This window comes from Pseudarthrobacter defluvii (genome assembly GCF_030323865.1).
In the GTDB taxonomy this organism is placed as follows: Bacteria; Actinomycetota; Actinomycetes; order Actinomycetales; family Micrococcaceae; genus Arthrobacter; species Arthrobacter sedimenti.
Window position 1 is genome coordinate 1,216,314 of the sequence record NZ_CP066362.1, and the last position, 26,743, is coordinate 1,243,056.

Below are 26,743 nucleotides of genomic sequence, written 5' to 3' on the forward strand. Positions count from 1 at the left end.
GCAGCAGTTGTCCCAGAAGTGTTGTCCAGCACAGATAGTGGCGGCCCCGGCAGGCTGCGTTTCAGGAGTGTCATGGCTACCCGCCGCCCCAAAGTTCCCAAGGTCGCCCCCACCCGTCCAGCCAAGGAAACGGCCGACGACGGGCCCTCCGGCGGTGCCGATGTTATCCGGGCGGATTTCCGCCCGGCCAAGGGAACGGCCGCCAGGGACACGGCACGGCCAAAGGACCACCACGGGCACGGAGCTTCCGGCCAGCCCGGCGCCGGAAAGGCGGGGGAGGCCCCCAAGCCCAAACCTGCCGGCGCACGCAAGGGCAGCAGTTCCACGGACGGCAAGGACACCCCTGACCGCGAAGACGGGCAGCACCCTGTCCCCGCCAAGGCGTTCTCCGGGCGCATGCTCGCGCTGGCCGTGGTGATGATTGCCATCACCATCATGCTCGCGCCCACGGTGAAGATCTTCTTCGACAAGAAGGCTGAAATCGACGCGTTGCACGCCGATATCGCAGCACGTCAGGCCGAAGGCGACGCCCTCCGCCAGCAGGTTTCGCGCTGGCAGGACCCCAACTACGTCAAACAGCAGGCCCGCGACCGCATTAACATGGTTATGCCGGGCGAAACCGGCTACTGGGTTTTTGGCAGCGATGAGCCGGCCGCAGAAAGCAGTAGCCCCGCCGGCGCAGCAGCACAAGACCCCGCCGATCTGCCGTGGGTGGATTCCCTGTGGGAGTCCATCAGGCGCGCGGCCACAGACTGAACCGCACAAGGAAGGACGGCCCGCGACAGTGGAACACAACACGGCAGCCGCCCGGGACGAATCCCGCCAACCGACAGCACACGACCTTGAAGTACTGAGCAGGCAGCTGGGACGTCCCGTCCGCGACGTCGTGGAGATTCCGGCCCGCTGCATCTGCGGCAACCCCCTGGTGGCGGCCACCGCACCCCGCCTCAGCAACGGCACTCCTTTCCCCACCACCTTCTACCTGACGCACCCGGTGATCACATCCGCGGTTTCCAGGCTTGAGGCGGCGGGGGTCATGAACACCATGAACGAACAGCTGGCCACCGATGACGGACTCGCCGCGGCCTACCGGGCAGCCCATGAAGAGTACCTGGCCGCCCGCGAAGCCATCGGGCAGCGTTCGGGCATCGGCCCGGTGCCGGAAATCGACGGCGTCTCCGCCGGCGGGATGCCCACCCGCGTCAAGTGCCTGCACGTCCTGGTGGGCCACTCCCTGGCAGCGGGAAGCGGCGTCAACCCCCTCGGCGACACGGCGATCGGGATGATCAGCGAGTGGTGGACGGCGGACAAGTGCTACTGCGACGGCGCCTGGGACACCACCGGCGAGGCACCGTCCCGGGACCTCAGCCGGCACGGACCGCAGGGCCTGCCCGGTATCGTGGGACGCCCGGCCCCCGTCCGGAAGTCTGCCGGCACCGCAGGAGCCGCCGAATGACCCGCGTGGCCGCCATCGACTGCGGCACCAACTCCATCCGGCTCCTGATCGCGGACATCCACCACGGCAACGGCGGCACGGGCCTGACGGACGTAGTCCGCGAGATGCGCGTGGTCCGGTTGGGCCAGGGCGTGGACGCCACCGGCGAACTGGCACCCGAGGCCCTCGACCGGACCTTCGCCGCAGCCGCCGACTACGCTCGGCTGATCAAGGAACACGGCGCAGAGCGGATCCGCTTCGTCGCCACCTCCGCCAGCCGCGACGCACGCAACCGGGACGTCTTCGTGGACGGAATCCGGGACCTGCTGGGCGTGGAGCCCGAAGTCATCTCCGGGGACGAGGAAGCGGCACTGTCCTTTGCCGGTGCCAGCAGCGTCCTGCCCATCCTCGACGGCCACCAGGTGCTGGTGGTGGACCTCGGCGGGGGAAGCACCGAGTTCGTCCTCGGCACTGCGGACGGCGTGACCGCGGCGAAGTCCGTGGACATTGGCTGCGTCCGCCTCACCGAACGGCACCTTAGCGACGATCCCCCCACCCCTGCCCAGATCGCGGCCGCGGAAGCCGACGTTGACGCAGCCATAGCCCGCGCCGGACGCGACGTGCCGCTGGAACGCGCCACCGCCGTCGTCGGTGTTGCCGGGTCCGTCACCACCATCACCGCCCACGCCCTGCGCCTGCCGGAATATTCGCCGGACGCCATCCACGGCACGGAACTGCCGATTGCGGAGGTCCGCGCCGCCGCCACCGACCTGCTCACCATGACCCGGGACAAACGCGCGGCCCTGCCGTACATGCACCCCGGACGCGTGGACGTCATCGGGGCCGGGGGACTGGTGTGGCGCCGGATCCTGGAACGGATGGGGGAGCTGACCGGCGGGAGGATTACCGCAGCCACGGCCAGCGAGCACGACATCCTCGATGGCATCGCCCTGAGCATCGGGTAGGCCCATGCATTCCACAACAGCTTCCACCCGCTTCTTGCCGCGGGCGGCGGCGGCCCTGATGGCCGTCCTCCTGGTTGCGTGCTGCTTCTGCGCGGGCCTCTTCACGGCACCCTCCGCACGGGCCGATGAGTGGCGCGACAAAGAATACTGGCTGGCAGATTCCGGCATCACCAAGGCCTGGGAAGTGTCAAAGGGCGCAGGCGTCAAGGTAGCCGTCATCGACAGCGGCATTGACGCGCAGCACCCGGACCTCAAAGGCGCCGTCGTCGGTGGGTACGACGCCTCCGGCTCCGGCCGGCCCGACGGCCAGAAGAGCGTGGGCTCGAAGCCCGAACACGGCACCCTGGTAGCCACGATGCTTGCCGGCCGCGGCCACCAGCCGGCAAGCCCCAGCCCCAGCCCCAGCCCGGGACCGGCGGGTACACCGCCCGACGGCATCATGGGAGTGGCGCCGGAAGCACAGCTCCTTTCGGTCTCCACCTGGCTTGGCTCACCCAACCCTTCGGGCAAGAGCGACCAGGACCAGATCCCCGAGGCAGTCCGCTGGGCCGTGGACAACGGCGCCAAGGTGATCAACATTTCGTTGGGCAGCACAAGCCCGCAGTGGCCGCAAAGCTGGGACGCGGCCTTCCTTTACGCGGAACAGAAGGACGTGGTCATCGTCGCGGCGGCCGGCAACCGGGTGGGCGGCAACACCCAGGTGGGCGCACCCGCCACCATCCCGGGCGTCCTGACCGTCGCCGGGCTGGACCGGAAGAACGTGGCCAGCGTGGACGCTTCCTCGCAGGGGATCAGCATCGGTGTGGCCGCGCCCGCCGAAAACCTCTTGGGCGGACTCCCCGGTGGCGGCTACGCGGAGTGGGCCGGAACCTCCGGCTCCACCCCCATCGTCGCGGGCGTGGCCGCCCTGATCCGGTCCAAGTGGCCGGATATGAGTGCTGAACAGGTGATCAACAGGATCATCACCACGGCCAAGGACGCAGGAGCCCCGGGCAAGGACCCGCTGTACGGCTACGGCATCCTCAACGCCGAGGCAGCACTTAAAGCCGATGTTCCGCAGGTATCGGTCAATCCGCTGGGCACCATCGCCGAGTGGATCCGCGTCCACAGGCGGGGAAACGCTGCTCCCGCAACCCCACTGCCAACCACCACCCAGGTCCCCAGCGCCGCACCCACGCTGCCCGAAGCAACCGTTCCCGCCGCCAAGGCGCCGTCCCCGCGGGACAGTGCCATCGGCGCCGCCGTCGTGATCGGGTTTGCAGTCCTGTTTGTCGCGATCATCGTGGCAGCCGCCATCCAGCTTCGCAGGGCCGCCCGCAACCCCGCCCTTGCCGCAGAAGAACCCGAAACAGGGGTGCTGGACAAGGTGCATCCAGCCAGGAATTCCAGCGTTACAGACGGTCGTCAAAGTTAGTGAAGATTTTCACAAACTGCGCTATCCTTAAACTATGGCAACCACCCCACAGCTCCAGGACCGTCCCAGGGTACTCGTCGTCGGCGGCGGGTACGTCGGCCTCTACGTAGCACTGAAACTGCAGAAGAAGATCGCGAACGCCGGTGGCATCGTCACCGTCGTTGATCCCCTGCCCTACATGACCTACCAGCCCTTCCTTCCCGAGGTGGCCGGCGGCAACATCGAAGCCCGCCACGCGGTGGTATCCCACCGCCAGCACCTCAAGCAGACGGAACTGATCCAGGGGCGCGTTACCTCCATCGACCACGTCAACCGCAAGGCTGTGGTGGCTCCCGCCGACGGCGGCGAAAACTTCGAGGTTCCCTACTTCGACGTCGTGCTCGCAGCCGGCGCCATTACCCGCACGTTCCCCATCAAGGGCCTGGCGGACAACGGCATTGGCCTGAAGACCATCGAGGAAGCCGTTGCGCTGCGCAACAAGCTGCTCGAGCGCATCGAGGTTGCGTCCACCATGACGGACCCTGCGGCACGCGCCCGGGCCCTCACCTTCGTGGTGGTCGGTGGCGGCTTCGCCGGCATCGAGTGCATCACCGAAATGGAAGACCTCGCCCGCGCCGCCGTGCGCAACAACCCCCGCATCAAGCAGGAGGAAGTCCGCTTCGTCCTGGTCGAGGCCATGGGCCGCATCATGCCCGAGGTCACTGCCCAGCAGGCCGACTGGGTGGTGGAACACCTGCGCAGCCGCGGCATTGAGGTCCTCCTCAACACCTCGCTGGACAGCGCCGAAGGCACCCTCAAGCTGATCAACCTCCCGGACAAGACCCCGGCCCAGGAATTCGAGGCGGACACCCTGGTATGGACCGCCGGCGTGCAGGCCAACCCCATGGTCCGCTCCACCGACTTCCCCCTTGAGCCCCGCGGCCGGGTCCGGGTCCTTCCGGACCTGCGCATCTCCGGCGACGAAGGCATCGTGGAAAACGCCTGGGCAGCCGGCGACATCGCCGCTGTTCCGGACCTCACCGGCAAGGGCCTGCCGGACGGCACCTGCGTACCCAACGCCCAGCACGCCCTGCGCCAGGCCAAGCGCCTCGCCAAGAACCTCTGGGCCTCCCGCTGGGACAAGCCGCTGACCGACTACAAGCACAAGAACCTCGGTGCCGTGGCCGGCTTCGGCGAGTGGAAGGGCGTTGCCAACATCAATCTCCTGGGCCGCATCGGCCTCAAGGGAGCGCCGGCCTGGCTGGCCCACCGCGGCTACCACGGCATGGCCATGCCCACATTCGAGCGCAAGTTCCGCGTCATCCTGAACTGGATCATCGGCTTCTTCGCCGGCCGCGACACCACCCAGCTGATGGACCTGGACAACCCCCGCGGCGCCTTTGTCTCGGCAGCAACCCCGGCCCCGAAGCCTGCAGCTGCTCCCGCAGCCGTGCCGGCCGGCGGCTCCGGTTCAACCGCTGCCGCAGCTCCGAAGGAGACCGTGGCGGCCAACGCCAAGTAGCGCGTCTGTTCCACCACGCTTCACAGCGCACGACGGCGGCCGTCCCCTTCGCGGGGGCGGCCGCCGTCGGCGTTTCCAGCCAAGGCGCCCCTGGCAGGTACCATTGACCCGGCGCCCCAGTAGCCCAATTGGCAGAGGCAGCGGACTTAAAATCCGCGTGTTGTGGGTTCGAGTCCCACCTGGGGTACAACTGCCCGGCCGCCACGATCAGTGCCGTCCACAAGGAAGCCGCCTGCGATTGCAGGCGGCTTCCTTGCGTTTAATTCCGCATAGGCAACGACTGTTATAAGGCTGTGACCTCAGTCACTTAGCTTCGCTGCTGTCTATGCATTAGCTTGAACCTAAATCAGGAATACCTGGTCCAATTCCGGGCGCCTCGGCGCTCCATTGATCCGTTCGCGCATCGCATGGCCCTGTTTCGGAAGGCAGACAAATGTACCGAAAGAAAGTCCTCACCTCGTTGGCAGCAGCAGCCACGTTCAGCATGCTGCTGTCGGCCTGTGCCAACCAGGCGGGCCCCGGCACCACCGAAAGCTCGGGTTCGTCCAGCAAGGTGAATATCCCCGCCATTTCGAAAGTGGATGTCCCCTCCGGCGCCGTCAAGCCCGCCGGTGACGGCAAGGCCACCTGCCCCGCGACCACCACGCTGGCCTACGCAGGCGCGCAGACCGGTCCCAACGCCCAGCTCGGCGTCAACATCTTCAACGGCATCCAGCTGGCCATCGACCAGCACAACAAGGCCAACCCCGGCTGCCAGGTCCAGTTCAAGAAGTTCGATACCGAAGGTGACCCCAACAAGGCCACCGGCCCCGTCACCCAGATGGTCAGCGAGCAGGACATCGTTGGTGTGGTCGGCCTGCCCTTCTCGGGTGAATCCAAGGCCACGGGCAACATCTTCGAGCAGAAGGGCCTGGTCCACATCACGCCGTCGGCCACCAACCCCACGCTCACCGAGAACGGCTGGACCACCTTCTTCCGGGGCCTCGGCAATGACGCCGTCCAGGGCCCGGCGGCGGCCAAGTTCCTCACCGGCAAGCTGGGCGCCAAGAAGGTCTACCTTGTCCAGGACGACTCCGACTACGGCATCGGCCTGGGCACCTCCACCTCCGCCGGACTGGGCAGTGCACTGGCCGGAACGGAAAAGGTGACCACCGGGCAGAAGGACTTCTCGGCAGTCATCTCCAAGATCATGAACGCCAAGGCTGATGCCGTCTTCTACGCCGGCTACTACGCCGAGGGCGCACCGTTCGACCAGCAGCTGGTTGGCAAGGGCTTCACCGGAACCTTCGTGGCACCGGATGGCGTGAAGGATGACCAGTTCATCAAGCAGGCAGGCGACGCTTCCAACAACGCCTACTTCACCTGCCCCTGCATCCCCGGTGAGCTCATCACCGACTTCGCCACGGCCTACAAGGACGTCTCCAAGGGCGCAGAACCCGGAACGTACTCGATCGAAGGCTACGACGCCGCTACTGTCCTCCTGTCCGGCATTGACGCAGGCAAGCAAAGCCGCGCGGACCTGCTGGCCTGGGTCAAGGCCTACGACAAGGACGGCCTGAGCAAGCACTACAAGTGGGACGCCAAGGGTGAACTCCAGGCCCCGACCGTCTACGGCTACAAGGTGGAGAACGGCAAGATCGTCCCCGTCGGCCCCATCGGGGAGTAGCAGTCCAGCAGGAATCGGCTGTGGGGGCCAGCAGATGCGGCCCCCACAGCCTTTTCTTCGCTTGGCAGCATCCCACGACCAACCCAGGTCACTAGACACAAGTCCCACGGCCGGGCCCACAAGGCCGCGTGCAACTGGATCAGGACGTTCCCATGCTTTCCACTCTTGTCCCACTACTTCCGACGGAAAACGACTGGATCACCTTCGACATACCGTCCCTGGCCGAGAACTTCTGGAGTGCCACCTTTGACGGCCTCACCTTCGGAGCCATCTACGCGCTCGTAGCGCTGGGTTACACCCTGGTCTACGGCGTCCTCAACCTGATTAACTTCGCCCACTCGGAAGTGTTCATCGTTGGCTGCTACGCAGTCTTCTTCACGCTCAGCACCCTGGGATTCGGCCCTTCCGTACCCCGGCTCGATATCTGGGCCATCATCCTCAACCTGTTGCTGGCACTGGTTTTGGCCATGCTTGCCTCCGCAGTGACAGCCTTCCTGCTGGAACGCATCGCCTATAAGCCGCTCCGCAAGCGGAACGCGCCGCGCCTGGTCTTCCTGATTACTGCCATCGGCGCTTCCTTCACCATCCAGTACCTGATCTACCTGTGGCGCGGTCCCAGCCCTGAGCTTGCCTTGACCATGTTCCGTCCCACGCCGATCTTCGATGTGTTCGGCACCATCATCGACTCCCAGCAACTGGTGATCATCATTGCCGCGGTGATCATGATGGTGGGCATCGACAGGTTCATCAGCAAGTCGCGCACCGGCCGCGGCATCCGCGCGGTGGCGCAGGATCCTGACACCGCCACATTGATGGGCGTCAACAAAGAGCGCATCATTATTACCACCTTCGTCATCGGAGGCCTGCTCGCAGGAGCCGCCGCTTTGTTCTACGTCATGAAGATCCCGTCCGGTGTCCAGTACAGCGGCGGCTTCGTCCTTGGCATCAAGGCGTTCGCGGCCGCAGTGCTCGGCGGCATCGGCAACGTCCGCGGCGCCCTGCTGGGCGGCCTGCTGCTTGGCCTGATCGGCAACTATGGCCAGATCCTGCTGGGCAACTCGCAGTGGACCGACGTCGTCGCGTTCGTGGTGCTGGTGCTCGTGCTGCTGCTGCGGCCCGAAGGCATCCTGGGAACCTCCCTTGGAAGGAGCAAAGCATGAGTATGACGGACGGCCCCACGCCGCTGCGCACAGCGGCTGCCGAACAGGCTGCGGAGGACCGCGAAGCCTCCTCGAAAGCCCCGGGCAGGAGCGCGCTCCGGCAGCAGGGGAAACGGAAGCCCGGATTCTTCTCAGACCGCTGGCAGGCGTTGTCCCGCCAGCAGCAGTGGGCGTTCCTGATAGTCGTCGTGGTCCTGGCCTACCTGCTGCCGCTGATCAATCCGCCCATCATCACCACCGAACCCGGCAACAACTTCGCCCTGGCCTGCTTCGACATGGCACGCTTTGCGCTGATCGCGGTGGGACTCAATATCGTGGTGGGGTACGCCGGCCTGCTGGACCTGGGGTACGTGGCCTTCTTCGCAGTGGGTTCGTACGTCGCCGCCATGCTGACCAGCCCGGATTCGCCCTACCTGCACATTCCCTATCTGTGGACACTTCCTGTCGCCATGGCGGTCACCATGTTCTTCGGCGTCATGCTGGGCGTGCCCACCCTCCGGCTCAGGGGCGACTATCTCGCCATCGTGACGCTCGGCTTCGGCGAGATCATCCGCATCCTCGCCACCATCATCCCGGCCATGAAGGGCCAGGTGGGCTTCCAGAACGTGGGCCACCCGCCCGGCGACGGGGCTGACGGCCAGCCGATCTTCTCCAACTCAAACGGTGTCCCCTGGTACTGGCTGACCCTGACCATCATCATCATCGTCACCCTGCTGGTGGGCAACCTTGAACGCAGCCGGGTTGGCCGCGCCTGGATCGCCATCCGCGAAGATGAGGACGCCGCCGAAATCATGGGGGTTCCCACCTTCAAATACAAGGTGTGGGCCTTCGCCATCGGTGCTGCCGTCGGCGGCCTTTCCGGTGCCCTGTTCGCCGGCCAGGTAGGGTTCGTCAACAACCAGAAGTTCGACGTCACCACGTCCATCCTGTTCCTCGCCGCCGTCGTGCTGGGTGGCGCCGGCAACAAGGTGGGGGCCATCCTCGGCGGAGCCCTGGTCAGCTACATCCCGCTCAGGTTCACGGCCATTGCTGAGTACAAATACCTGATCTTCGGCATTGCACTGGTGCTGATCATGATCTTCCGTTCCCAGGGACTGCTCCCGGCCCGGCAGCGGCTGCTTGCCTACGGCCGGACGGCCTTGAACAAGGTCACCAGCCGCGAGGCCACGGAACCCAAAGACACGGACACTCCGGCGGCGGGCCCTGATGCCCGCGCCGCCGGGCAGAGAGGAGCGGAGGCATGAGCTCCGAGGAAAGGCACGCAGGCTCCAGCAGCGTGGAAGAGCAGCCGGCACACGAGGCCGCCGCCGCAACCCAGGAAAGCCCCGCGGCTCCTGTCGCGCCGGAACTGGATATGGATGCCCTGGCCGAGGCCGGGGTGGACCAGGAACTTGCCGAAAAGGTGGCCCCGGACCGCGATATCGCGGTCAAAGTGGGCGACAACATCGTTGAGGTGCAGAACCTGACCATCAAGTTCGGCGGCCTGGTGGCGCTGGACAACGTCAGCTTCAACATCAAGCGCGGCGAGATCCTGGGACTCATTGGACCCAACGGTGCCGGCAAGACCACCTGCTTCAACGCGATGACCGGCGTCTACAAGCCCACCAGCGGGAAAGTGGTCCTGGAGGGCCAGGTCCTGAACGGCATCAAGCAGCACAAGATCACCCGCCTGGGCCTGTCGCGCACCTTCCAGAACATCCGCCTGTTCGGCGAAATGACAGCCCTGGAGAACGTGGTGGTGGGCCTGGACGCGCGGCACCGCACCAGCGTAGGCGGGGCTTTGCTGCGCCTGCCCACGCACATCAGGGAGGAAAAGTCGGCCATCGAGCGCGGCATGGCCCTGCTGGACTTCGTGGGCATCGGCAGCCACGCGCACGTCCTGTCCCGGCAACTCCCGTACGGCTACCAGCGCCGGCTCGAAATCGCACGGGCGCTGGCCACCGACCCAAAGGTGCTGTGCCTTGACGAGCCTGCGGCCGGGTTCAACCCGGCTGAAAAAGAGGAATTGATGGCGCTGATCCGCACCATCAGGGACGAGGGCTACACGGTGCTGCTGATTGAGCACGACATGAAGCTGGTGATGGGCGTGACAGACCGGATTGTCGTACTGGAGTTTGGGAAAAAGATCGCGGACGGACTGCCGCGCGAGATCCGCGAGGATCCGCGCGTTATTGCCGCCTACCTAGGAGAGCCCGAAGATGACGTTGCTTGAACTTGAGGGCGTATCCGTCCACTATGGCCGCATCCAGGCACTGCGGGACATTTCCTTCACGGTGGAGGAGGGTGAAGTGGTGGCGCTGATCGGTGCCAACGGCGCCGGCAAGACCACCACCATGCGGACCATTTCCGGCCTGCTGAACTGCACGGAAGGCAAGATCACTTTCGCCGGGCAGGACATCACCAAGATGAAGGCCCACATCCGCGTGGTCCATGGGATTTCGCAGGCGCCCGAGGGGCGCGGCATTTTCCCGGGCATGACCGTCATGGAGAACCTGGATATGGGAACCTTTGGGCGCAAGGACAGAAGCGGCGTTGCGAAGGACCTGGACCGCGTCTTCGACCTGTTTCCCCGGCTGAAGGAGCGGGAGAAGCAGTTCGGCGGCACGATGTCCGGCGGTGAGCAGCAGATGCTGGCCATCGGACGGGCCCTCATGTCCAACCCGAAGCTGCTGCTGCTGGACGAGCCGTCCATGGGCCTGGCACCGCAGTTCATCCGCCAGATCTTCAAGATCATCAGGGAAATCAACAATCAGGGCACCACGGTGCTGATGGTGGAGCAGAACGCCAACCAGGCCCTGGCCGGGGCGCACCGGGCCTTCGTGCTGGAAACGGGGGAGATCACCCGCAGCGGCACAGGCAAGGAGCTGCTGGAGGATCCCTCCGTCAAGGAGGCCTACCTGGGCGTGGGCTAGTTCCCCTGACGGGGCCCGGTGCGTTCAGGGATGCAACGGTCACGGTTCGGTTGCATCCGGGCCCCTGGGGAACTTTCCAGGCCGCCGCCACGTGGGAATTGGTAGCGTAACCAAACCATCACCCACACCCACATGGAGGAACACCGCAATGGCACTTGGCGGCAACCCGATCTTCAACGGAAAGAGTTTCCGTGGAGCCACCCAGGCACCGCCTGTCCCGCAGGCTCCTTATGGCGCTCCCTATGGCCAGCAGTCATACGGGCAGTCACCGTACGGCCAGCAGTCGTACGGCCAGGCTCCCCACGGCCAGGGCTGGGGCACGCAGCCGCAGAACATGACCGACGAACAGCTGCGGCAGATGTACGCCCAGCCGTCAGCGGGCCCCGCAGACACCGGCCGCATGACGTTTGACGACGTCATCATGAAGACCGCCGCCTGCCTCGCTGCGGTGATTGCCGGCGCCGCAGTCACCCTTGTGGTGGCGCAGGGCCTGGCCTCCCTGCTGATGATCGTCGGTGCCCTGGGTGGCTTCGTGCTGGCCCTGGTCAACACCTTCAAGAAGCAGCCGTCGCCGGCGCTGATCCTGGCCTACGCGGCACTGGAAGGTCTCTTCCTTGGCGGCCTGACCCGGATCCTGGATGGCATGTTCCCCGGTGTCGGCCTGCAGGCCGTGATCGGCACGCTGTCCGTCTTCGCCGTAACCCTGGTCCTCTTCAAGAGCGGCAAGGTCCGGGCCACGCCCCGCGCCATGCGGTTCTTCATGATCGCCGTTATCGGCTACGCCGTGTTCGCGCTGATCAACATGATCATGATGTGGACAGGTGCCGTGCAGAGCCCGTTCGGCCTGCGCACCAGCTTTGAAATCTTCGGCATCCCGCTGGGCGTCTTCATCGGACTGCTCGCCATCGGCCTCGCAGCCTTCTCGCTGATCATGGACTTCACCAGCATCGAGGCGGGTGTCCGCAGCGGCGCCCCGCAGCGCTTCTCCTGGACGGCGGCCTTCGGCCTCACCGTCACGCTGGTCTGGCTGTATGTGGAAATCATCCGCCTGCTTGCCATCCTCCGCGGCGACGACTAGGCACCCAGGCAGCTTCCGCCGTCGTGCGTTAAGCAACCGTGGGCCCCACCAGACTGGTGGGGCCCACGGCCGTTAATCGTCACATGCCGATCTGTTGGCTAGGAGATCCGCGTCGCTCCGGCGGCGGGGGAGACGGTAAAGATCTCCGGTGCCGCAAAGCCGGCGTCGGCGAAAGCCTTCACGACGGCGTCACGCACCTTTTGTTCGGCATCCACCGGGGTCAGTGCGATGGCGGCTCCGCCGAACCCGCCGCCGGTCATGCGGGCGCCGATGGCCCCGTTGGCCCGGGAGGTGTCCACGGCCAGGTCCAGCTCGGGGCACGAGATTTCGAAATCGTCGCGCATGGAGGCGTGGCTGGCATCCAGCAGGGGACCGATCGCGCTGGGGCCGGGGCCGCCCAGCAGCTCCACGGTCTGGAGCACCCTGTCATTCTCGGTGACCACGTGACGGACCCGCCGGAACGTCACCTCGTCCAGCAGGCCGCTGGCCTCCTCAAGATCGGCCACCTCGACGTCCCGCAGGGCCTTGACGCCCAGTACTTCGGCGCCAAGCTCACAGGATGCGCGGCGTGAAGCGTAGCCCCCATCGGAGTGCGAGTGCGACACCTTCGTGTCGATCACCAGGAGCACCAGGCCCGCGGGCTGGGTCTCGAAGGGCACCAGTCTTGCCGTCTGGTCCCGGCAGTCCAGGAAGACTGCGTGGCCCTCTGAACCACGCAGCGACGCGGACTGGTCCATGATGCCCGTGGGCGCGCCGACAAAGTCGTTTTCCGCCCGCTGGGTTGCCAGCACCATGTCCTGGGCAGACAGGCCCGCCCCGGTGAGGTCGTTGAGTGCGGTGATGACCGCGCATTCGATGGCGTGCGACGACGAGAGGCCGGCTCCGAGCGGCACGTTGGAGTCCAGGAGCAGGTCCAGTCCGGGGACGTCGATGCCCCGCTCCCGGAGTGCCCAGATGACGCCCAGGGGGTACTTCGTCCAGCCCTTGGCTGTGCCGGGCTGCAGTGAATCCAGGATGGTGCTGACTACGCCCTGGTCACCGTAGGTCGAGAGCAGCCGCACCGTGGAGTCGTGGCGGACGGCCACGGCCACGCGGGCCGTGCGGTCGATGGCGAAGGGCAGGACAAAGCCCTCGTTGTAGTCCGTGTGTTCACCGATGAGGTTCACCCGCCCGGGTGCCTGCCATACGCCGTCGGGCGCACCCCCGAACTCCTGCTCGAAGCGGGCGCCGAGGTCTACCCGGGTGGCGGGTGCGGGGCCGGTTTGGCCCGTTTCTTGCATGCTCACGCGGAGGCTCCTTCCGGGGTGGCAGCCCTCGCGGCAACAGGCGTGGACGACGGCGGGACGGCCACATTTCGCAGCCGTTCCGCCACATTTTCCGGGGTCGTGTCGTTGATGAAGGCACCCATGGCTGCCTCCGACCCGGCCAGGTACTTCAGCTTATCGGCGGCCCGGCGCGGGGAGGTCAGCTGCAGGTGGAGGTAGCTGGCTGGCCGGAGGAGGCCGTCCAGCGGCGCCTGGTGCCAGGCGGAGATGTAGGGCGTGGGTGTGGGATACAGGCCGTCCACCCGCTTGAGCAGGTCCAGGTAGACCTGTGCCAGCTCATCTTTCTCCTCCCCGTCCAGTGCGGCAAGGTCGGGGACATGGCGGTGTGGAACGAGGTGGATTTCCAGCGGCCAGCGGGCTGCGAATGGCACGTAGGCACTGAAGTGCTTGCCTTCAAGCACCATCCTGCTGCCGTCTTCCCGTTCGGCGCGCAGCAGAGAGCCGGTCAGGGTGTCCCTGCCGTCTTTGGCGTCGTAGTACTTCCTGGCGGCAGCACCCAGGACCCCTGCGCGCGGCGTTACGTACGGGTAGGCGTAGATCTGGCCATGGGGGTGGTGCAGCGTCACGCCGATATCGGCGCCGCGGTTTTCGAACGGGAAGACCTGTTTGATGCCGTCCAAAGCGCTGAGGGCAGCGGTACGCTGCGACCACGCCTCGATCACGGTGCGGGAGCGCTGCGGGGTCAGGCCGCTGAAGGATCCCGTGTGTTCCGGGGTGAAGGACACCACTTCGCAACGGCCGTAGGCAGGGCCTTTCGTTCCCCATGTGGCGCCCTCAGGTACCGGACCAAGGGCCGGTCCCAGGGAGGGGAACCGGTTTTCGAAGACCACAACGTCGTAATCGGCGGCAGGAATTTCGGAAGCGTTGCCGGGGGTGGTGGGACAGATGGGGCACTGGTCCGCCGGCGGCAGGTGGGTGCGGGCCTGGCGGTGCGCGGCGATGGCCACCCATTCGTCCGTCAATGCATCGAAGCGCACCTCGCCCGGTTCGCCCCGCGGCGGCAGCCCCCGGTGGTCCGTGGTGAGGTGTTCTGCGCGGGAGGTGCTGGTGCCGGCGTCGTCGAAGTAGATCAGCTCCCGGCCGTCGGAGAGCGTGGTGCTGGTAATCCCTGTCATGCAAAAAGTCTCGCACAAACGATCAAGAATGAATAGTTAACAACAAAAAGTAACAGTGTGCATCCTATGCGACGACTCCGGCCAGCCGTTGTACGGTAATGCCCATGACAGCCTCTTCCGAACAGGGAATCACCGCACCTTCCGCAGCCAGGCCCTGCGCCACCGGCCGGCAATACGAGCTGCGGCGCGGCGATGCCGTGGCCGTGGTCACCGAACTCGCCGCCGGGCTCCGCTCCTTCAGCCGGGGAGGGGTCCTGCTGACCGAGACCTACGGCGATGATGAAATCGCCCCCGGCGGCAGCGGCATCACGCTGGCGCCCTGGGCCAACAGGGTGGAGGACGGGCAGTGGTTCCTGGACGGCGAGAAGCAGCAGCTGGACATCACCGAGGTGTCCCGCAACAACGCCAGCCACGGCCTGCTCCGCAACACCGGCTACGCCCTGGTGGGGGAGTCCCCGCACGCCGTCGCACTGGAGGCGGCCGCCTTCCCCCAGCACGGCTACCCGTTCCTGGTCCGGCACCGCGTGGAGTACCAGCTCTCGGGAGACCTGGGACTGCACGTCCGGCAAACCCTCACCAATGACTCTGCCGCAGCTGCACCCTTCGTGCTCGGCGCGCACCCCTACCTGCGCCTTGGCGATGCCCCCGTGGAGAAACTGAAGCTGACCGTTGCCGCCAATACCCGGCTGGTGGCCGATGAGCGTTTGATCCCGCGTGGTTCTGCCCCCGTGGACGGGGACGTTGATTTCCGTTCCGGCCGGCACATTGCGGACATTGCCGTGGACGTTGCCTTGACGGACCTGCGGTATGAGGATGGAAAGGCCCGGCACACCCTGGCCGCGGCTGACGGCAGCGCGGTTTCGCTCTGGCAGGATCAAGCCTGCAGCTACGTCCACGTCTATGTGAGCACTCTTTACCCGGGCAGGACCCGCGCTGTGGCCGTGGAGCCAATGACGGGGCCGGCCAATGCGTTCAACTCCGGTGACGGCCTGCGATGGCTGCCCCCGGGAGAGTCCTTCAGCATGGAATGGGGGATCGACTACACACCGGGCGGGGCAGGCCGGTAGTTTGCCCGGCCTGTAGTTTGCTTTGGGCCGTTGCTGGGGAAGTATTGGGATATGACGCCAAAAGAGGACGACGTTACCCTTGCCCATCCAGCGCCCGCCCATACGGCTCCAGCACCGGCTGCCGCCGCGGCTGCGCCCCTGCGCGTCCTGGCCGACCGTGAGCTGGACAGGGACATACCCTACGGAATCCGCATCGCGGCCTCGTGGTCGTGGCGCCTGGGCCTGATCCTCCTGATGGCCGGGACGCTGGTGTGGCTGCTCAGCCATATCACCCTCCTGATCATCCCCATCATGGTGGCCGCCCTCCTCGCCGGACTCCTCAGCCCGGTGACGGCCTGGCTGAAGCGGCGCGGACTTCCGGCGGGCCTGGCCGTAGCGGTGACAATCCTGGGCTTCATCGGCGTCATCGGCGGTGCGCTGGCCCTCGTGGGCAGGCAACTGGCCGTCGGTTTCAGCGAACTCTATTCGCAGGCACTTGAAGGCGTCCGGCAGGTCCAGGACTGGCTGTCCGCAGGTCCGCTGCACCTCACTGCAGACCAGATCGACCAGTACATCAAGGAAGCCACCGATGCGGTGCAGAACAACAGCAGCAGCATCGTCAGCGGGGCCCTGTCCGTCGGCAGCACCGCCGGGCACTTCGCAGCCGGAATGCTCCTCTCGCTGTTCATCCTCATCTTCTTCCTCCTGGAAGGAGACCGGATCTGGGCGTTCCTGGTCCGGATGCTTCCGCGCAAGGCCAGGGCCGCCACGTTCGGCGCAGGCCACAAGGGCTGGGCGTCCATGGTCAGCTATGCACGCATCCAGATGTTCGTAGCGGCAGTGGACGCCCTCGGCATCGGCGTGGGCGCAGCCATCATCGGCGTCCCGCTTGCGCTGCCCCTCGGTGTACTGGTGTTCCTGGGCTCGTTCATCCCGGTGGTGGGCGCCCTGGTGACCGGCGTCGTCGCCGTCCTCTTGGCCCTGGTGGCCAACGGCCCCGTGAACGCCCTCATCATGCTGGCGATCGTCCTCCTGGTCCAGCAGCTTGAGGGCCACATCCTGCAGCCGCTGGTGATGGGCAAGGCAGTATCGCTCCACCCGGTGGCCGTGATCCTCAGCGTTGCCGCCGGCTCCTACCTCGCCGGTATCCCCGGCGCGCTGTTCTCCGTGCCCATCCTGGCCGTAGCAAACTCGGCCGTTCGCTACATCGCCGCCAGAACGTGGGAACATGAACAGGTGCCGGTAATTGCCGGGAAGCCCATCACAGCCGGAACGGGCGGGGACAACACTATCCAGGACGTTGAACCGCCTACTGAATCCGACGCGGGAAGGCGCACGGCGGCCGGCACTTCAGCCGAACACCGTGATGCCCGCGCCTCCTCCGCGGAGGGCCCCGGGGCAGAACCCAGAGGAGAGTAGTCCGTGAAGATCCTTGAAACCCTTCCCGTCACACTGGACGATGTCCTTGAGGCGCAGAAGCTGCTTGACGGGATTATCGCGCGCACCCCCGTGGAGTCATCGCGGGCGCTGGGCGGCGTGGTAGGCGGCGACGTCTACTTCAAATGCGAGAACCTGCAGCGTGCCGGCTCATTCAAGGTCCGGGGTGCCTACGTCCGGATGGCCCGGCTGTCACCCGACGAAAAGAAGCGCGGCGTTGTGGCGGCATCCGCCGGCAATCACGCCCAAGGCGTCGCAGTCGCTGCCAAGAGCCTCGGCATCAAGGCCCGCATCTACATGCCCCTGGGCGTCGCACTGCCCAAGCTCGCAGCCACCCGGAGCCACGGAGCCGAGGTTATCCTGCACGGGCACAACGTGGACGAGGCGCTCGCCGAAGCCCAGCGCTACAGCAACGAAACCGGCATGGTCTTTGTGCATCCGTTCGACAACGTGGATGTTGTGGCGGGGCAGGGGACAGTGGGCCTGGAGATCCTGGAGCAGGTCCCGCACGTGGACACCGTCCTCATGGGCGTAGGCGGCGGGGGCCTCCTGGCAGGAGTCGCCGTGGCCATCAAGGCCCGCGCCCGCGAACTTGGCCGTGAGATCCGGATCATCGGCGTCCAGGCGGAGAACGCTGCCGCCTACCCGCCCTCGCTCGCCGCAGATGCGCTGGTGCCGCTCAAGAAGGTCTCCACCATGGCGGACGGCATCGCCGTCGGGCGGCCGGGGCAACTGCCCTTCAGCATCATCCGGGAACTGGTGGACGATGTGGTCACGGTCAGCGAGGACTCCCTGGCCCGCGCCCTGATCTTCCTGCTGGAACGGGCCAAGATGGTGGTGGAACCCGCCGGCGCAGTGGGGGTCGCCGCCCTTATGGATGGCAAGATCGAGAACCCGGGCACCACGGTGGCCGTGCTGTCCGGCGGCAACATCGATCCCATGCTGATGCTCAAGGTCATCCAGCGCGGCCTCTCCGCTGCAGGCCGGTACATGACGGTCCGCATGATGCTTGACGACCGACCCGGCTCGCTGGCCACCATTGCCCGCATCATCGCCGAAAACGACGCCAACGTCACCGGCCTTGACCACACCAGGGTGGGGGGTTCCATCAGCATGGGTGACGTCTCCATCACCGTGAACCTGGAAACCAAGGGACACCAGCACGGGGAGCAGGTCCTCAGCGCTCTGCGCGCCGAGGGCTTCCAGCCGATCGTGGTGCATTAGGAGCGGCCATGGCCGGACTGGGTAACGGATTTCCGGGTAACGGGCGCAGCCCCGAGCGGCAGACCATCGCGGCCCGCGCGAAGGGCGGACTGGTGGTGCTGGGCGGTTTCCTGGTCCTGCTGTTCGCCATCGAAGTGGTCAACACGCTGATGATGGGCGCCCTCACCCGGACGTTCGGCCTGCGCCCCAGGAGCCCCGACGGGCTGCTGGACATCTTTACCTTCCCGCTCCTGCATGCAAACCTGAATCATCTCCTGTCCAACAGCCTGCCCCTGGTGATCTTCGGCTTCCTGGTGTTCCTCTCCGGGCTGCGCGTCTTCCTTACCGCCCTGGCTTTCAGCTGGCTGGGCAGCGGCCTGACAGTCTGGCTCATCGGGAACGGTGTCACGGTGGGTGCATCCGGCCTGGTGTTCGGGCTTTTCGCTTTCCTGCTGGTGCGTGGGTTCTTCAACCGCAGCTGGCGGCAGATCCTGCTCGCCGTGGTTCTCTTCATGGGCTACGGCAGCATTCTGCTGGGCGCCCTGCCGTTCGTAGCCGGCTACGTCAGCTGGCAGGCGCACCTTGGCGGTGCTGCCGGCGGGGTGGTGGCCGCCCTGCTGCTTCGTCCGCGTACCCCGGCAATTGCCCGGGGGCTCTGACGGCAGGCCCCCGGCGGCTGCATCCATAGGAACATAAAGAAGAGCGGCGGCCGTCCCGATGGGGGACAGCCGCCGCTCTTCAGCTGGAATGCTTCCTGCCCCTGCCGCACGCCTTGTGCGGGCAGGGTTCAGGACTAGCCCGTGTAGGGCTTGGCGGAGAGGATCTCCACCTTGATGTCCTTGCCGTTGGGCGCAACGTAGCTGAGGCTCTCGCCCTCCTTGTGGCCCAGGATGGCTGAACCCAGCGGCGACTTCTCGCTGAAGACATCCAGGTCCGAGTCGCCGGCGATCTCGCGCGAGCCCAGCAGGAAGGTCTCCTCGTCACCGGCGATCCTGGCGACCACGATCATGCCGGGTTCCACGATGCCGTCATCGGCAGGCGCTTCACCCACATGGGCATCACGGAGCAGCACCGTCAACTGGCGGATGCGGGCCTCGATCTTGCCCTGCTCCTCCTTGGCTGCGTGGTAGCCCCCGTTCTCCTTGAGGTCCCCCTCTTGCCGCGCTGCTTCAATCTTCTGGACGATCTCCGCCCGGCCTGCGCCGGAAAGGTGGTCCAGCTCTGCCTTCAGGCGGTCAAAAGCTTCCTGGGTCAGCCAGGCTGCAGATGCGCTGTTGGTGGTAGACACGGACTTCTCCTCTAGTGGTCCTACATGCAAAAGACCCCGCCACGGTGGCCACTTGTGGAACAGTAACCAGCTCAGCGGGGTAAAGGTATCTCTCCATTGTAGTCAATCCTCTGGAGATAACCCAACAGGGAAGCGTCGCAGATCACATGCCTCAAGACTCTGCGCCGGGGATCCAACAGCTGTCCACCACGCCGGAGACGGACGCCGACTCCGTGCGCAAGGTGACGCGCTGGGCCACTGTCCTGCCGCCGTCGGGAGTTCCATTGCCCGCGGTTGGCGGAATGTCCACCACTTTCCAGCCCACCACGGCAAATTTGGAATCAAGGGCCTTTACGGCGCACTTGACCGGGTTGGCCGGTTCGCGGGTGACCTGGAAGTCCACCTCGGCAAGCGTGGCATCGGTGGTGCTGTACCCCACGTCCTTGTACGTCACGCCGGAAAGCGAATTGGAGGTGGTGACCCAGGCCAGGAAGCCGATTCCCACGGCCAGCACGACGGCGATTACAGCGCGGGCGCCCTTGGGGGAGAGCCGGCGCTTTTTAGCACCATACCGATTGGCTAGGCTAGAGTCTGCGGGCGCGGGTTGGGCCGGCTGGTCCGGGGAAGTCACCAGACCAGTTTAGTGCCCTTTCCGCCGCCGCCTTGCGGTGGCTGCGACTGCCGGTGAGGCAATGCCCCGCGACCACGATCCGTCAGCTGCCACAAGCCACAGAAGAAGAATAAGGAGCCGTCCCTTCCATGACAGCGTCCAGCAACTCCCAGGTGCCGCTTCGGCTGCTCGCGGTCCATGCCCACCCGGACGACGAATCCAGCAAGGGTGCTGCGACCATGGCGATGTACGCTGCCGCCGGAGTGGACGTCCTGGTAGCAACCTGCACGGACGGCTCCCGGGGCGACATCCAAAACCCCGCCGTCGAAGGTGAACCGCACCCCAAGCGTGACATGGCAGGCGCCCGGCGGCTCGAGATGCAGCGGGCCGCTGCCATCCTGGGCATCCGCCAGAGGTGGCTCGGCTTTGTCGACTCGGGCCTTCCCGAAGGCGACCCGCTGCCGCCGCTCCCCGCCGGCTCCTTCGCCACCTTGCCGCTGCACCAGGCGGCAGCGCCCCTGGTTCGGCTGGTCCGCTCCTTCAAGCCGCACGTCATCCTCAGCTATGACGAGAACGGCGGGTACCCGCACCCGGACCACATAATGGCGCACAGAGTAGCTGTTGAAGCCTTCGAGGCCGCCGGCGATCCCAACCGCTATCCGGACGCCGGGGAGGCCTGGGAACCCAGCAAGCTCTACTACGACCGCGCCTTCAGCCCCGAGCGGTTCCGGGCGCTGCACTTTGCCTTGGAAGAGGCAGGGCTGCAGTCGCCCTACGCTGAACGCCTGGCTGCCTGGCTGGAGTCCGACGCCGAGGGGCACACCCCGCCGCCGGCGGCGCACCCCACCACCACGCAGATCGATTGCGGCGACTTCTTTGAAACGCGCGACGACGCGCTGCGGTCCCACCGAACACAGGTGGACCCCCTCGGGTTCTTCTTTGCTGTTTCGCCGGACATGCAGCGCCGCGTCTGGCCATGGGAGGACTATTCGCTGATCCACTCGCGGGTGCACTCGGAGCTCCCTGAAAAGGATCTGTTTACCGGGCTAAGATAGACAGGCAGGCTATTTCTATCCCGCGTAGAAGATAGGCCGGTGACGGCCCCTTTCGTCCGCTGCCTGCTGCATCCGTTCCACCAGAAGGTATCCACCGTGCATTCTCTGCTCCTCGCCCTCGCCACTACACCGACCCCGATGCCGACCCCAACGCTCAGGGACGGCATCTCGGAGGACCAGGTGACGCCGGGCCTGCTGGGGTTCATCATGACGGCCTTCTTTGTGGTGGCAACCGCCCTGCTCATTGTGGACATGGTGCGGCGGATCCGCAGGGTGCGTTACCGCGCCCAGGTGGAGGAAGAGCGCATGGCGGCGGCGGCTGCGGCCGACGTTGACGCCGCGGACGCCCAGGACGGGCTCGACGGCGGCACGCACCCGTCAGCGAACCCTTCTGCACAGGATTCCAGCGGAAACGGTCCGGCGGACGGGCTTTCGCGGCCGCGCGAGTAGGCATGTGCCAGGGGACGTGCAGTCCCTAGGAGAGGACCGCCAGCGCGATCGCCACGAAGTGGGCGGCGAAGGCGAACACCGTCAATGCGTGGAACAGTTCGTGGAACCCGAAGTGGTAGTAACTGATATTTGGCTTTTTCAGGGCATAGAAAACCGCGCCGGTGATGTAGAGGACGCCGCCCACGCAGATCAGTACGGCCGCGGGGACGCTTGCCTGGAAGAACTGCGGCAGGTAGAACAGGGCGCCGCAGCCCAGCGCGATGTAGATGGGCACGTAGAGCCAGCGGGGCGCGTCAGTCCACAGCAGCCGGAACAGTACGCCAAGGATGGCCCCGGTCCAGATTACCCATAGGAGCACAACTGCCTGCTGGCGTTCCAGGAGCGTCCACGCCAGCGGTGTGTACGTACCGGCGATCACCAGCATGATGTTGGTGTGGTCCAGCCGCTTCAGGACGAGCTTCACCCGCGGGGACCAGTTGCCGCGGTGGTAAACGGCGCTGACTCCGAACAGCAGGACGCCGGTGGCGGCGTAGACGGCCGAGGTGATCCTCCGGTCCGTAGTGGGGGCAAGGGCCACCAGGATGATGCCTGCGGCCAAGGCCAGCGGCGCCGCGACCGTGTGGATCCAGCCCCGCCACTTCGGTTTGATCATGAGCAGTTCCGCCAGGCGGACGGCGGCATCATCCACGGCGCTGGATTCCGGTTCCGGGCCCGCGTTCCGGTCCTCCGGCCGGGGTGCCGGGGAGGCCTTGGGGGAGTCGCTGTTCATGCCACCAGAATAACTTACGGCCAGGTAAGTTACCCGTCGGTAACAACGCCGGAAGGACTGTCGTCCCGTGCTGCAGGTCCCGGGGTTCCGCGGGCGGTAGCCTAGGATGTGGATGTACGTACGGCAGGAAAGTCAGGTGAGTGGACGCGTGGAGTTACCCGGGTTCCTCTATGGCTATTACGAGCGCCGGCTGCTCAAGGACCTCCCGCGGGACCGTATTCCCCGGCACATCGGTGTCATGGTGGACGGCAATCGCCGCTGGGCCAAACAGTTCAATGCACCCACCAGCCAGGGCCACCAGGCCGGCGCTGACAAGATCCATGAATTCCTCGGCTGGTGCCAGGAGCTCGGCGTCAAAGTGGTGACGCTGTACATGCTGTCCACAGACAACATGAACCGCTCCAGTGAGGAACTCGACCTCCTCATGGGCATCATCGCCAACACGCTGGACCGGCTGGACGAGGACGCCAACATTTCTGTCCACGCCATGGGTGCTCCTGAGCTGCTCCCCGACTACCTGGCCGAGCGGCTCAACAAGCTCACGGCCAGGACCCCGGTCCGGGAGAAGATCCACGTCAACGTGGCCGTGGGGTACGGGGGCCGCCGGGAGATCGTGGACGCCGTCCGGGAACTGCTGCATGATGCCGTCGCCAAGGGCATGGACATCTCCAAGCTTGCCGATGACCTGTGTGTCGATGACATCTCACGCTTCCTCTACACCCGGGGCCAGCCCGACCCCGACCTGGTCATCAGGACGTCGGGGGAGCAGCGGCTTTCAGGCTTCCTCATGTGGCAAAGCGCCTACAGCGAGTTCTACTTCTGCGAGGCCCTGTGGCCGGCCTTCCGCAAGGTGGATTTCCTCCGTGCCCTGCGGGACTACGCGGGCCGGCAGCGGCGCTTCGGCGCCTGAAACACCAGGTTCACCAGGAGTTCATACATCCGCCGGAGAAATCGCCGCCAAATAGTTGCGGAAATCACCCTCAGTGGATTTACGTTATATCCATCAGCAGGCAAAACCGCCGGCTGATCGGGGAGGCCAGTACATGGAGCGAAACATCGCACCGGTTGTATGGGAGGCCGGATCCGGCCTCGTGGCCGAGCCGCCTCACCAATAACAATTCCGGGCTTGCGCCCGGGGCTGGAGTCGATGTGGCTACTTCTGAACAACTGCCCGAGGTCCTGGTTGGACAGGGCGGGAAAGCTACCTCTCGCGATGAGCGAACCACCTTTGAAACCGGCGCGGCAACTGATGCTGCGGCCGGTTTTGCTGTCTCCGGAAGGGAAGCCGACATCCACACCTTCGTCATCGACACCTCCGTCCTGCTCTCCGATCCCCGCGCTCTCCTGCGGTTCGCCGAACACGAGGTGGTTGTCCCCGTCGTCGTCATCACCGAACTCGAAGCCAAGCGGCACGACCCCGAGCTGGGCTACTTCGCCCGGAAGGCCCTTCGGCTTTTGGACGATCTCCGGGTCAAGCATGGCGGTCTGAACCAGCCCCTGCCCATCGGCGATGAGGGCGGCACGCTCATGGTGGAGCTCAACCACATCTCCGCAGAGGTACTGCCGCTGGGCTTCCGCAGCGGCGACAACGACAGCCGCATCCTCGCCGTGGCCAAGAACCTGGCCAACGAGGGACGCGACGTCACCGTCGTCTCCAAAGACCTGCCCATGCGGGTCAAAGCCTCAGCCATGGGGCTCACCGCCGACGAGTACCGCAACGAACTGGTCAAGGACTCCGGCTGGACGGGTGTCGCCGAAATCGAAGCCGACGAGCAGGAGATCGCGACCCTGTACGGCCACGAGCCCGTCTTCATCCCAGCCGCCGCCGAACTGCCCGTCAACACCGGGCTGGTGCTGCTCTCCAACCGCGGCTCGGCGCTGGGCCGGGTAGGTGCCGACAAGCAGGTCCGCCTGGTCAAGGGCGACCGTGACGTCTTCGGCCTCCACGGCCGGTCCGCCGAGCAGCGGCTGGCCATCGACATGCTGATGGATCCCGGCGTCGGCATCGTCTCCATCGGTGGCCGCGCCGGCACCGGCAAGTCTGCGCTGGCCCTCTGCGCGGGCCTCGAGGCCGTGCTGGAACGGCGCGAACACCGCAAGGTGATCGTCTTCCGGCCCCTCTATGCGGTGGGCGGCCAGGAGCTGGGCTACCTGCCGGGTTCGGAGTCCGAGAAGATGAACCCGTGGGCGCAGGCAGTCTTTGACACCCTCGGTGCCCTGGTCAGCCAGGAAGTGGTGGAGGAGGTCATGGACCGCGGCATGCTCGAGGTCATGCCCCTCACCCACATCCGCGGACGCTCCCTCCACGACGCCTTCGTGATCGTGGACGAGGCCCAGTCCCTCGAAAAGAACGTCCTCCTCACGGTCATGAGCCGCATGGGGCAGAACTCCAAGATCGTCCTCACCCACGACGTCGCCCAGCGGGACAACCTCCGCGTCGGACGCCACGACGGGATCGCCGCCGTCGTCGAGACCCTGAAAGGACACCCGCTCTTCGGCCACGTCACCCTGACCCGCTCGGAACGCTCGCCAATCGCCGCCCTGGTGACAGAGCTCCTGGAGGGCTGACCTCACCTAAGCAAGGGGCCGTGGCCGGGTTCGCCGGGCCACGGCCTTCGTGCGTGTCCGTGGCCGGGTACGTCCGCCCCAAGCCCTTCGCCGTCGCTTAGCGCGTAGGTCCCTTCCCAACGCTCGCAAGCTCGCGTCGGGTCCCTCGGGACGACGCTTACACCGCGTGGGGGCACCTGCGGTCGCTGGGCGACCTGCGCAACGCTCTGGTCGGCGATGCGCTCCTACGCGAAGGACTTGGGCCGGCCTTGTGTAGTCAAGTCACCTTGAGGAACTTGGCCGCCGCCTCGTGGCCCTCTACCTTCAGTTCCCAGTCGGGGCGCTTGAACGTGTCCGGGGTGAGGCGGACGTGCTGGAGTGTTTCGACTTTGGTGCCCCAGGCTTTGCGGGTGGTGCCGTTGAGTTCGTAGCCGAGGGAGCGGGAGACGCCGAGGGAGGCTTCGTTCCAGGCGGCGGCTTCGGATTCGGCGACTTCTGCGCCGAGCCAGTCGAAGGCCCAGAGGACGACGGCGGCACGCATCTCCTTGCCCAGGCCACGGCCCTGGACGGACTGCTTGAGCCAGGAGCCGGTGCTGACTGTCTTCCGTGCTGCGAAGTCCTTGGCGCCCACGTCCTGGCAGCCGATGAACTGGCCGTCGTGCCAGATACCCAAAAGCAGCGTCCAGTTCTCCGGCGTGCATTCGGCCCTGCAGCGCCAGTACCAGCGGGCCATGTTGGGGCCGAGCTCGTCGTCGGGAAGCTCGGTCCAGGGGGTGCTGAAAGGGTTCCTGTCCGGCTGGTGGATCCCACTGCGGGCGGCGTCGACGGCTGCGGGGATGTCCTGGTCGGTGATGGGACGGAGTTCCAGCCGGGGCGTGGTGAGGGTGAGGTCGAACAGGGGCCAGATGGAGCTCATCGTCGTCATCCGCGAAGCCTAGCCGACCGGGGGCCAGGAGGACCTGTCACGCTCAGGCGGGAATGTCCCAGCTGATGTGTTTGCGGACGTCGGTGAGGTTCATGGACTGGGCGAGGAACAGGTCATCGAGCATGTATTCGTCCACGGCAAGGATCCGGATCCAGTGGCCGTATGCCTCCGAGCCGGCCTCGAGAGATGTGCTGGAGACGCATACGCCGGTGCCGGCGTCCAAGCGGAGCCGGGAAGTGCCCGGAAGGCACAGGGGAGCGGCCGGGTCACCGGGCCGGTAGGCGGCGTTGGGAGCCACTACGGCCTCCAGGGCGGGCCGGCCTTCGTGGTCGACCTGCCGGACCTCACGGATATCCAGGGCGTTGCTGCCGGGGAATTCGATGGGTACGGGGGCATTGCCGGCGAGTTCCACGGGGTCAAGCGCAGCCGCAAAACGGCCGTTGCCGAACCCGGGTTCGCCGTAGGCAGCTTCGGGACGGCGGCGCACCAGGCCGCCGTCGTCGTAGACCGGGGTGACCAGGTGGGGAGGCAGGAGCCAGGATTTTCGGGTGGCCCTCACATAGAAATCGGCCCTGGAATCGTTGATGCCCCTGGTGCTGTGCAGGACCAGGCCTTCCGGGCTTTCCAGCCTGAGCGCGCCGGGCCGCCGCAACCAGGCACGGACAAAGGGAGCGCCGGGAGCCGGTGCTGACTCAAAGGCCTGGTCCCAGTACTCAAACCTCAGCGACTGCCACTTCCAAGGGGATGAACGGCACAGGTTCCGGAACATGCCGGCCAGGTCCGCGGGGGCGGCTGGAGGGCCCGGATCCGGGCGGCGGCGGGAGTCCCAGGTGGACATATCCACATTTTACGCGGGGGCGCTA

Annotated in this window: 26 protein-coding genes and 1 tRNA gene; 20 read left to right on the top strand and 7 right to left on the bottom strand. The window is 66.1% G+C overall.

The features are described 5' to 3' along the window. The first annotated feature begins 72 nt into the window (after nucleotides 1-72). The 12 genes from JCQ34_RS05690 to JCQ34_RS05745 all read left to right on the top strand — a co-directional run bounded on the left by JCQ34_RS05690 (nucleotide 73) and on the right by JCQ34_RS05745 (nucleotide 12,131). The gene (locus tag JCQ34_RS05690) at nucleotides 73-756 is read left to right on the top strand and encodes an FtsB family cell division protein (protein ID WP_286402780.1); all 684 of its coding nucleotides are present in this window, start codon (nucleotides 73-75) and stop codon (nucleotides 754-756) included. Nucleotides 757-784: 28 nt separating this feature from the next. Beyond that, complete coding sequence (locus JCQ34_RS05695; RefSeq protein ID WP_286402784.1) at nucleotides 785-1,456, top strand: DUF501 domain-containing protein; 672 nt, start codon at nucleotides 785-787, stop codon at nucleotides 1,454-1,456. Next, nucleotides 1,453-2,400: a Ppx/GppA phosphatase family protein gene (locus tag JCQ34_RS05700; RefSeq protein ID WP_286402786.1), complete on the top strand. Its 948-nt coding sequence runs from the start codon at nucleotides 1,453-1,455 to the stop codon at nucleotides 2,398-2,400. Before JCQ34_RS05695 ends, JCQ34_RS05700 begins: the two co-directional genes overlap by 4 nt. Before the next feature lie 4 nt (nucleotides 2,401-2,404). Further along, the gene (locus JCQ34_RS05705; RefSeq protein WP_286402788.1) at nucleotides 2,405-3,814 is read left to right on the top strand and encodes a S8 family serine peptidase; all 1,410 of its coding nucleotides are present in this window, start codon (nucleotides 2,405-2,407) and stop codon (nucleotides 3,812-3,814) included. Between the two features lie 34 nt (nucleotides 3,815-3,848). Further along, on the top strand, nucleotides 3,849-5,315 hold the full coding sequence (locus tag JCQ34_RS05710) for an NAD(P)/FAD-dependent oxidoreductase (RefSeq protein WP_286402790.1): 1,467 nt from the start codon (nucleotides 3,849-3,851) through the stop codon (nucleotides 5,313-5,315). 113 nt (nucleotides 5,316-5,428) lie between these two features. Beyond that, nucleotides 5,429-5,502 (top strand) — tRNA-Leu (locus JCQ34_RS05715). Nucleotides 5,503-5,748: 246 nt separating this feature from the next. After that, entirely contained in the window at nucleotides 5,749-6,981 is a 1,233-nt protein-coding gene (locus JCQ34_RS05720; RefSeq protein ID WP_286402792.1) for a branched-chain amino acid ABC transporter substrate-binding protein, read from the top strand. 152 nt (nucleotides 6,982-7,133) lie between these two features. Then, entirely contained in the window at nucleotides 7,134-8,141 is a 1,008-nt protein-coding gene (locus tag JCQ34_RS05725) for a branched-chain amino acid ABC transporter permease (RefSeq protein ID WP_286402794.1), read from the top strand. Further along, on the top strand, nucleotides 8,138-9,385 hold the full coding sequence (locus JCQ34_RS05730; RefSeq protein ID WP_286402796.1) for a branched-chain amino acid ABC transporter permease: 1,248 nt from the start codon (nucleotides 8,138-8,140) through the stop codon (nucleotides 9,383-9,385). The genes JCQ34_RS05725 and JCQ34_RS05730 overlap by 4 nt, the downstream gene beginning before the upstream one ends. Continuing rightward, nucleotides 9,382-10,353, top strand: coding sequence for an ABC transporter ATP-binding protein (locus tag JCQ34_RS05735; protein ID WP_142130686.1), 972 nt, complete (start codon nucleotides 9,382-9,384; stop codon nucleotides 10,351-10,353). The genes JCQ34_RS05730 and JCQ34_RS05735 overlap by 4 nt, the downstream gene beginning before the upstream one ends. Beyond that, nucleotides 10,340-11,053 carry an ABC transporter ATP-binding protein gene (locus tag JCQ34_RS05740; RefSeq protein WP_286402798.1) on the top strand — a complete coding sequence of 238 codons (714 nt, stop codon included), beginning with the start codon at nucleotides 10,340-10,342 and terminating at the stop codon, nucleotides 11,051-11,053. The genes JCQ34_RS05735 and JCQ34_RS05740 overlap by 14 nt, the downstream gene beginning before the upstream one ends. A gap of 148 nt (nucleotides 11,054-11,201) precedes the next feature. After that, nucleotides 11,202-12,131, top strand: a complete 930-nt coding sequence (locus JCQ34_RS05745; RefSeq protein ID WP_286402800.1) for a Bax inhibitor-1/YccA family protein — start codon at nucleotides 11,202-11,204, stop codon at nucleotides 12,129-12,131. 98 nt (nucleotides 12,132-12,229) lie between these two features. On the opposite strand, the gene galK is transcribed toward JCQ34_RS05745, so the two are convergent. Beyond that, entirely contained in the window at nucleotides 12,230-13,411 is a 1,182-nt protein-coding gene (galK, locus tag JCQ34_RS05750; RefSeq protein WP_286404321.1) for a galactokinase, read from the bottom strand. Between the two features lie 2 nt (nucleotides 13,412-13,413). Further along, nucleotides 13,414-14,571 carry a galactose-1-phosphate uridylyltransferase gene (gene galT / locus JCQ34_RS05755; RefSeq protein ID WP_286402802.1) on the bottom strand — a complete coding sequence of 386 codons (1,158 nt, stop codon included), beginning with the start codon at nucleotides 14,569-14,571 and terminating at the stop codon, nucleotides 13,414-13,416. Between the two features lie 104 nt (nucleotides 14,572-14,675). Here galT and JCQ34_RS05760 point away from each other — a divergent pair, with 104 nt between their 5' ends. The 4 genes from JCQ34_RS05760 to JCQ34_RS05775 are packed head-to-tail and all read left to right on the top strand — an operon-like array spanning nucleotide 14,676 to nucleotide 18,916. Then, nucleotides 14,676-15,638 (top strand): aldose 1-epimerase family protein, encoded by a 963-nt coding sequence (locus JCQ34_RS05760; RefSeq protein WP_286402803.1) that lies wholly within the window; start codon nucleotides 14,676-14,678, stop codon nucleotides 15,636-15,638. A 51-nt stretch (nucleotides 15,639-15,689) separates the two neighbouring features. Continuing rightward, on the top strand, nucleotides 15,690-17,036 hold the full coding sequence (locus JCQ34_RS05765; protein WP_286402805.1) for an AI-2E family transporter: 1,347 nt from the start codon (nucleotides 15,690-15,692) through the stop codon (nucleotides 17,034-17,036). Nucleotides 17,037-17,039: 3 nt separating this feature from the next. After that, nucleotides 17,040-18,278, top strand: coding sequence for a threonine ammonia-lyase (gene ilvA / locus JCQ34_RS05770; RefSeq protein WP_286402807.1), 1,239 nt, complete (start codon nucleotides 17,040-17,042; stop codon nucleotides 18,276-18,278). Nucleotides 18,279-18,286: 8 nt separating this feature from the next. Further along, entirely contained in the window at nucleotides 18,287-18,916 is a 630-nt protein-coding gene (locus tag JCQ34_RS05775) for a rhomboid family intramembrane serine protease (RefSeq protein ID WP_286402809.1), read from the top strand. A gap of 134 nt (nucleotides 18,917-19,050) precedes the next feature. Here JCQ34_RS05775 and greA read toward each other — a convergent pair whose 3' ends face one another. Continuing rightward, nucleotides 19,051-19,545 (bottom strand): transcription elongation factor GreA, encoded by a 495-nt coding sequence (gene greA, locus JCQ34_RS05780; RefSeq protein ID WP_286402811.1) that lies wholly within the window; start codon nucleotides 19,543-19,545, stop codon nucleotides 19,051-19,053. A gap of 151 nt (nucleotides 19,546-19,696) precedes the next feature. Beyond that, nucleotides 19,697-20,155: a DUF4307 domain-containing protein gene (locus tag JCQ34_RS05785; protein ID WP_286402813.1), complete on the bottom strand. Its 459-nt coding sequence runs from the start codon at nucleotides 20,153-20,155 to the stop codon at nucleotides 19,697-19,699. A gap of 128 nt (nucleotides 20,156-20,283) precedes the next feature. On the opposite strand from JCQ34_RS05785, the gene mca reads away from it, so the two are divergent. Together mca and JCQ34_RS05795 are read left to right on the top strand one after the other, a co-directional pair. Continuing rightward, entirely contained in the window at nucleotides 20,284-21,189 is a 906-nt protein-coding gene (gene mca, locus JCQ34_RS05790) for a mycothiol conjugate amidase Mca (protein WP_286402814.1), read from the top strand. A 96-nt stretch (nucleotides 21,190-21,285) separates the two neighbouring features. Then, entirely contained in the window at nucleotides 21,286-21,639 is a 354-nt protein-coding gene (locus JCQ34_RS05795; protein WP_286404323.1) for a hypothetical protein, read from the top strand. A 25-nt stretch (nucleotides 21,640-21,664) separates the two neighbouring features. Here the strand turns inward: JCQ34_RS05795 and trhA are convergent, their stop codons facing one another. Continuing rightward, nucleotides 21,665-22,408, bottom strand: a complete 744-nt coding sequence (gene trhA, locus JCQ34_RS05800; RefSeq protein WP_376976850.1) for a PAQR family membrane homeostasis protein TrhA — start codon at nucleotides 22,406-22,408, stop codon at nucleotides 21,665-21,667. A 148-nt stretch (nucleotides 22,409-22,556) separates the two neighbouring features. Between trhA and JCQ34_RS05805 the strand changes: the two genes are divergently transcribed. Together JCQ34_RS05805 and JCQ34_RS05810 are read left to right on the top strand one after the other, a co-directional pair. Beyond that, nucleotides 22,557-23,318, top strand: coding sequence for an isoprenyl transferase (locus JCQ34_RS05805; RefSeq protein WP_272910836.1), 762 nt, complete (start codon nucleotides 22,557-22,559; stop codon nucleotides 23,316-23,318). Nucleotides 23,319-23,557: 239 nt separating this feature from the next. Continuing rightward, nucleotides 23,558-24,976 (top strand): PhoH family protein, encoded by a 1,419-nt coding sequence (locus JCQ34_RS05810; RefSeq protein ID WP_286402816.1) that lies wholly within the window; start codon nucleotides 23,558-23,560, stop codon nucleotides 24,974-24,976. Between the two features lie 256 nt (nucleotides 24,977-25,232). Here JCQ34_RS05810 and JCQ34_RS05815 read toward each other — a convergent pair whose 3' ends face one another. Together JCQ34_RS05815 and JCQ34_RS05820 are read right to left on the bottom strand one after the other, a co-directional pair. Beyond that, nucleotides 25,233-25,880, bottom strand: a complete 648-nt coding sequence (locus JCQ34_RS05815) for a GNAT family N-acetyltransferase (RefSeq protein WP_286402818.1) — start codon at nucleotides 25,878-25,880, stop codon at nucleotides 25,233-25,235. Nucleotides 25,881-25,923: 43 nt separating this feature from the next. Next, nucleotides 25,924-26,718 (bottom strand): hypothetical protein, encoded by a 795-nt coding sequence (locus tag JCQ34_RS05820; protein ID WP_286402820.1) that lies wholly within the window; start codon nucleotides 26,716-26,718, stop codon nucleotides 25,924-25,926. Between the last annotated feature and the right edge of the window lie 25 nt (nucleotides 26,719-26,743).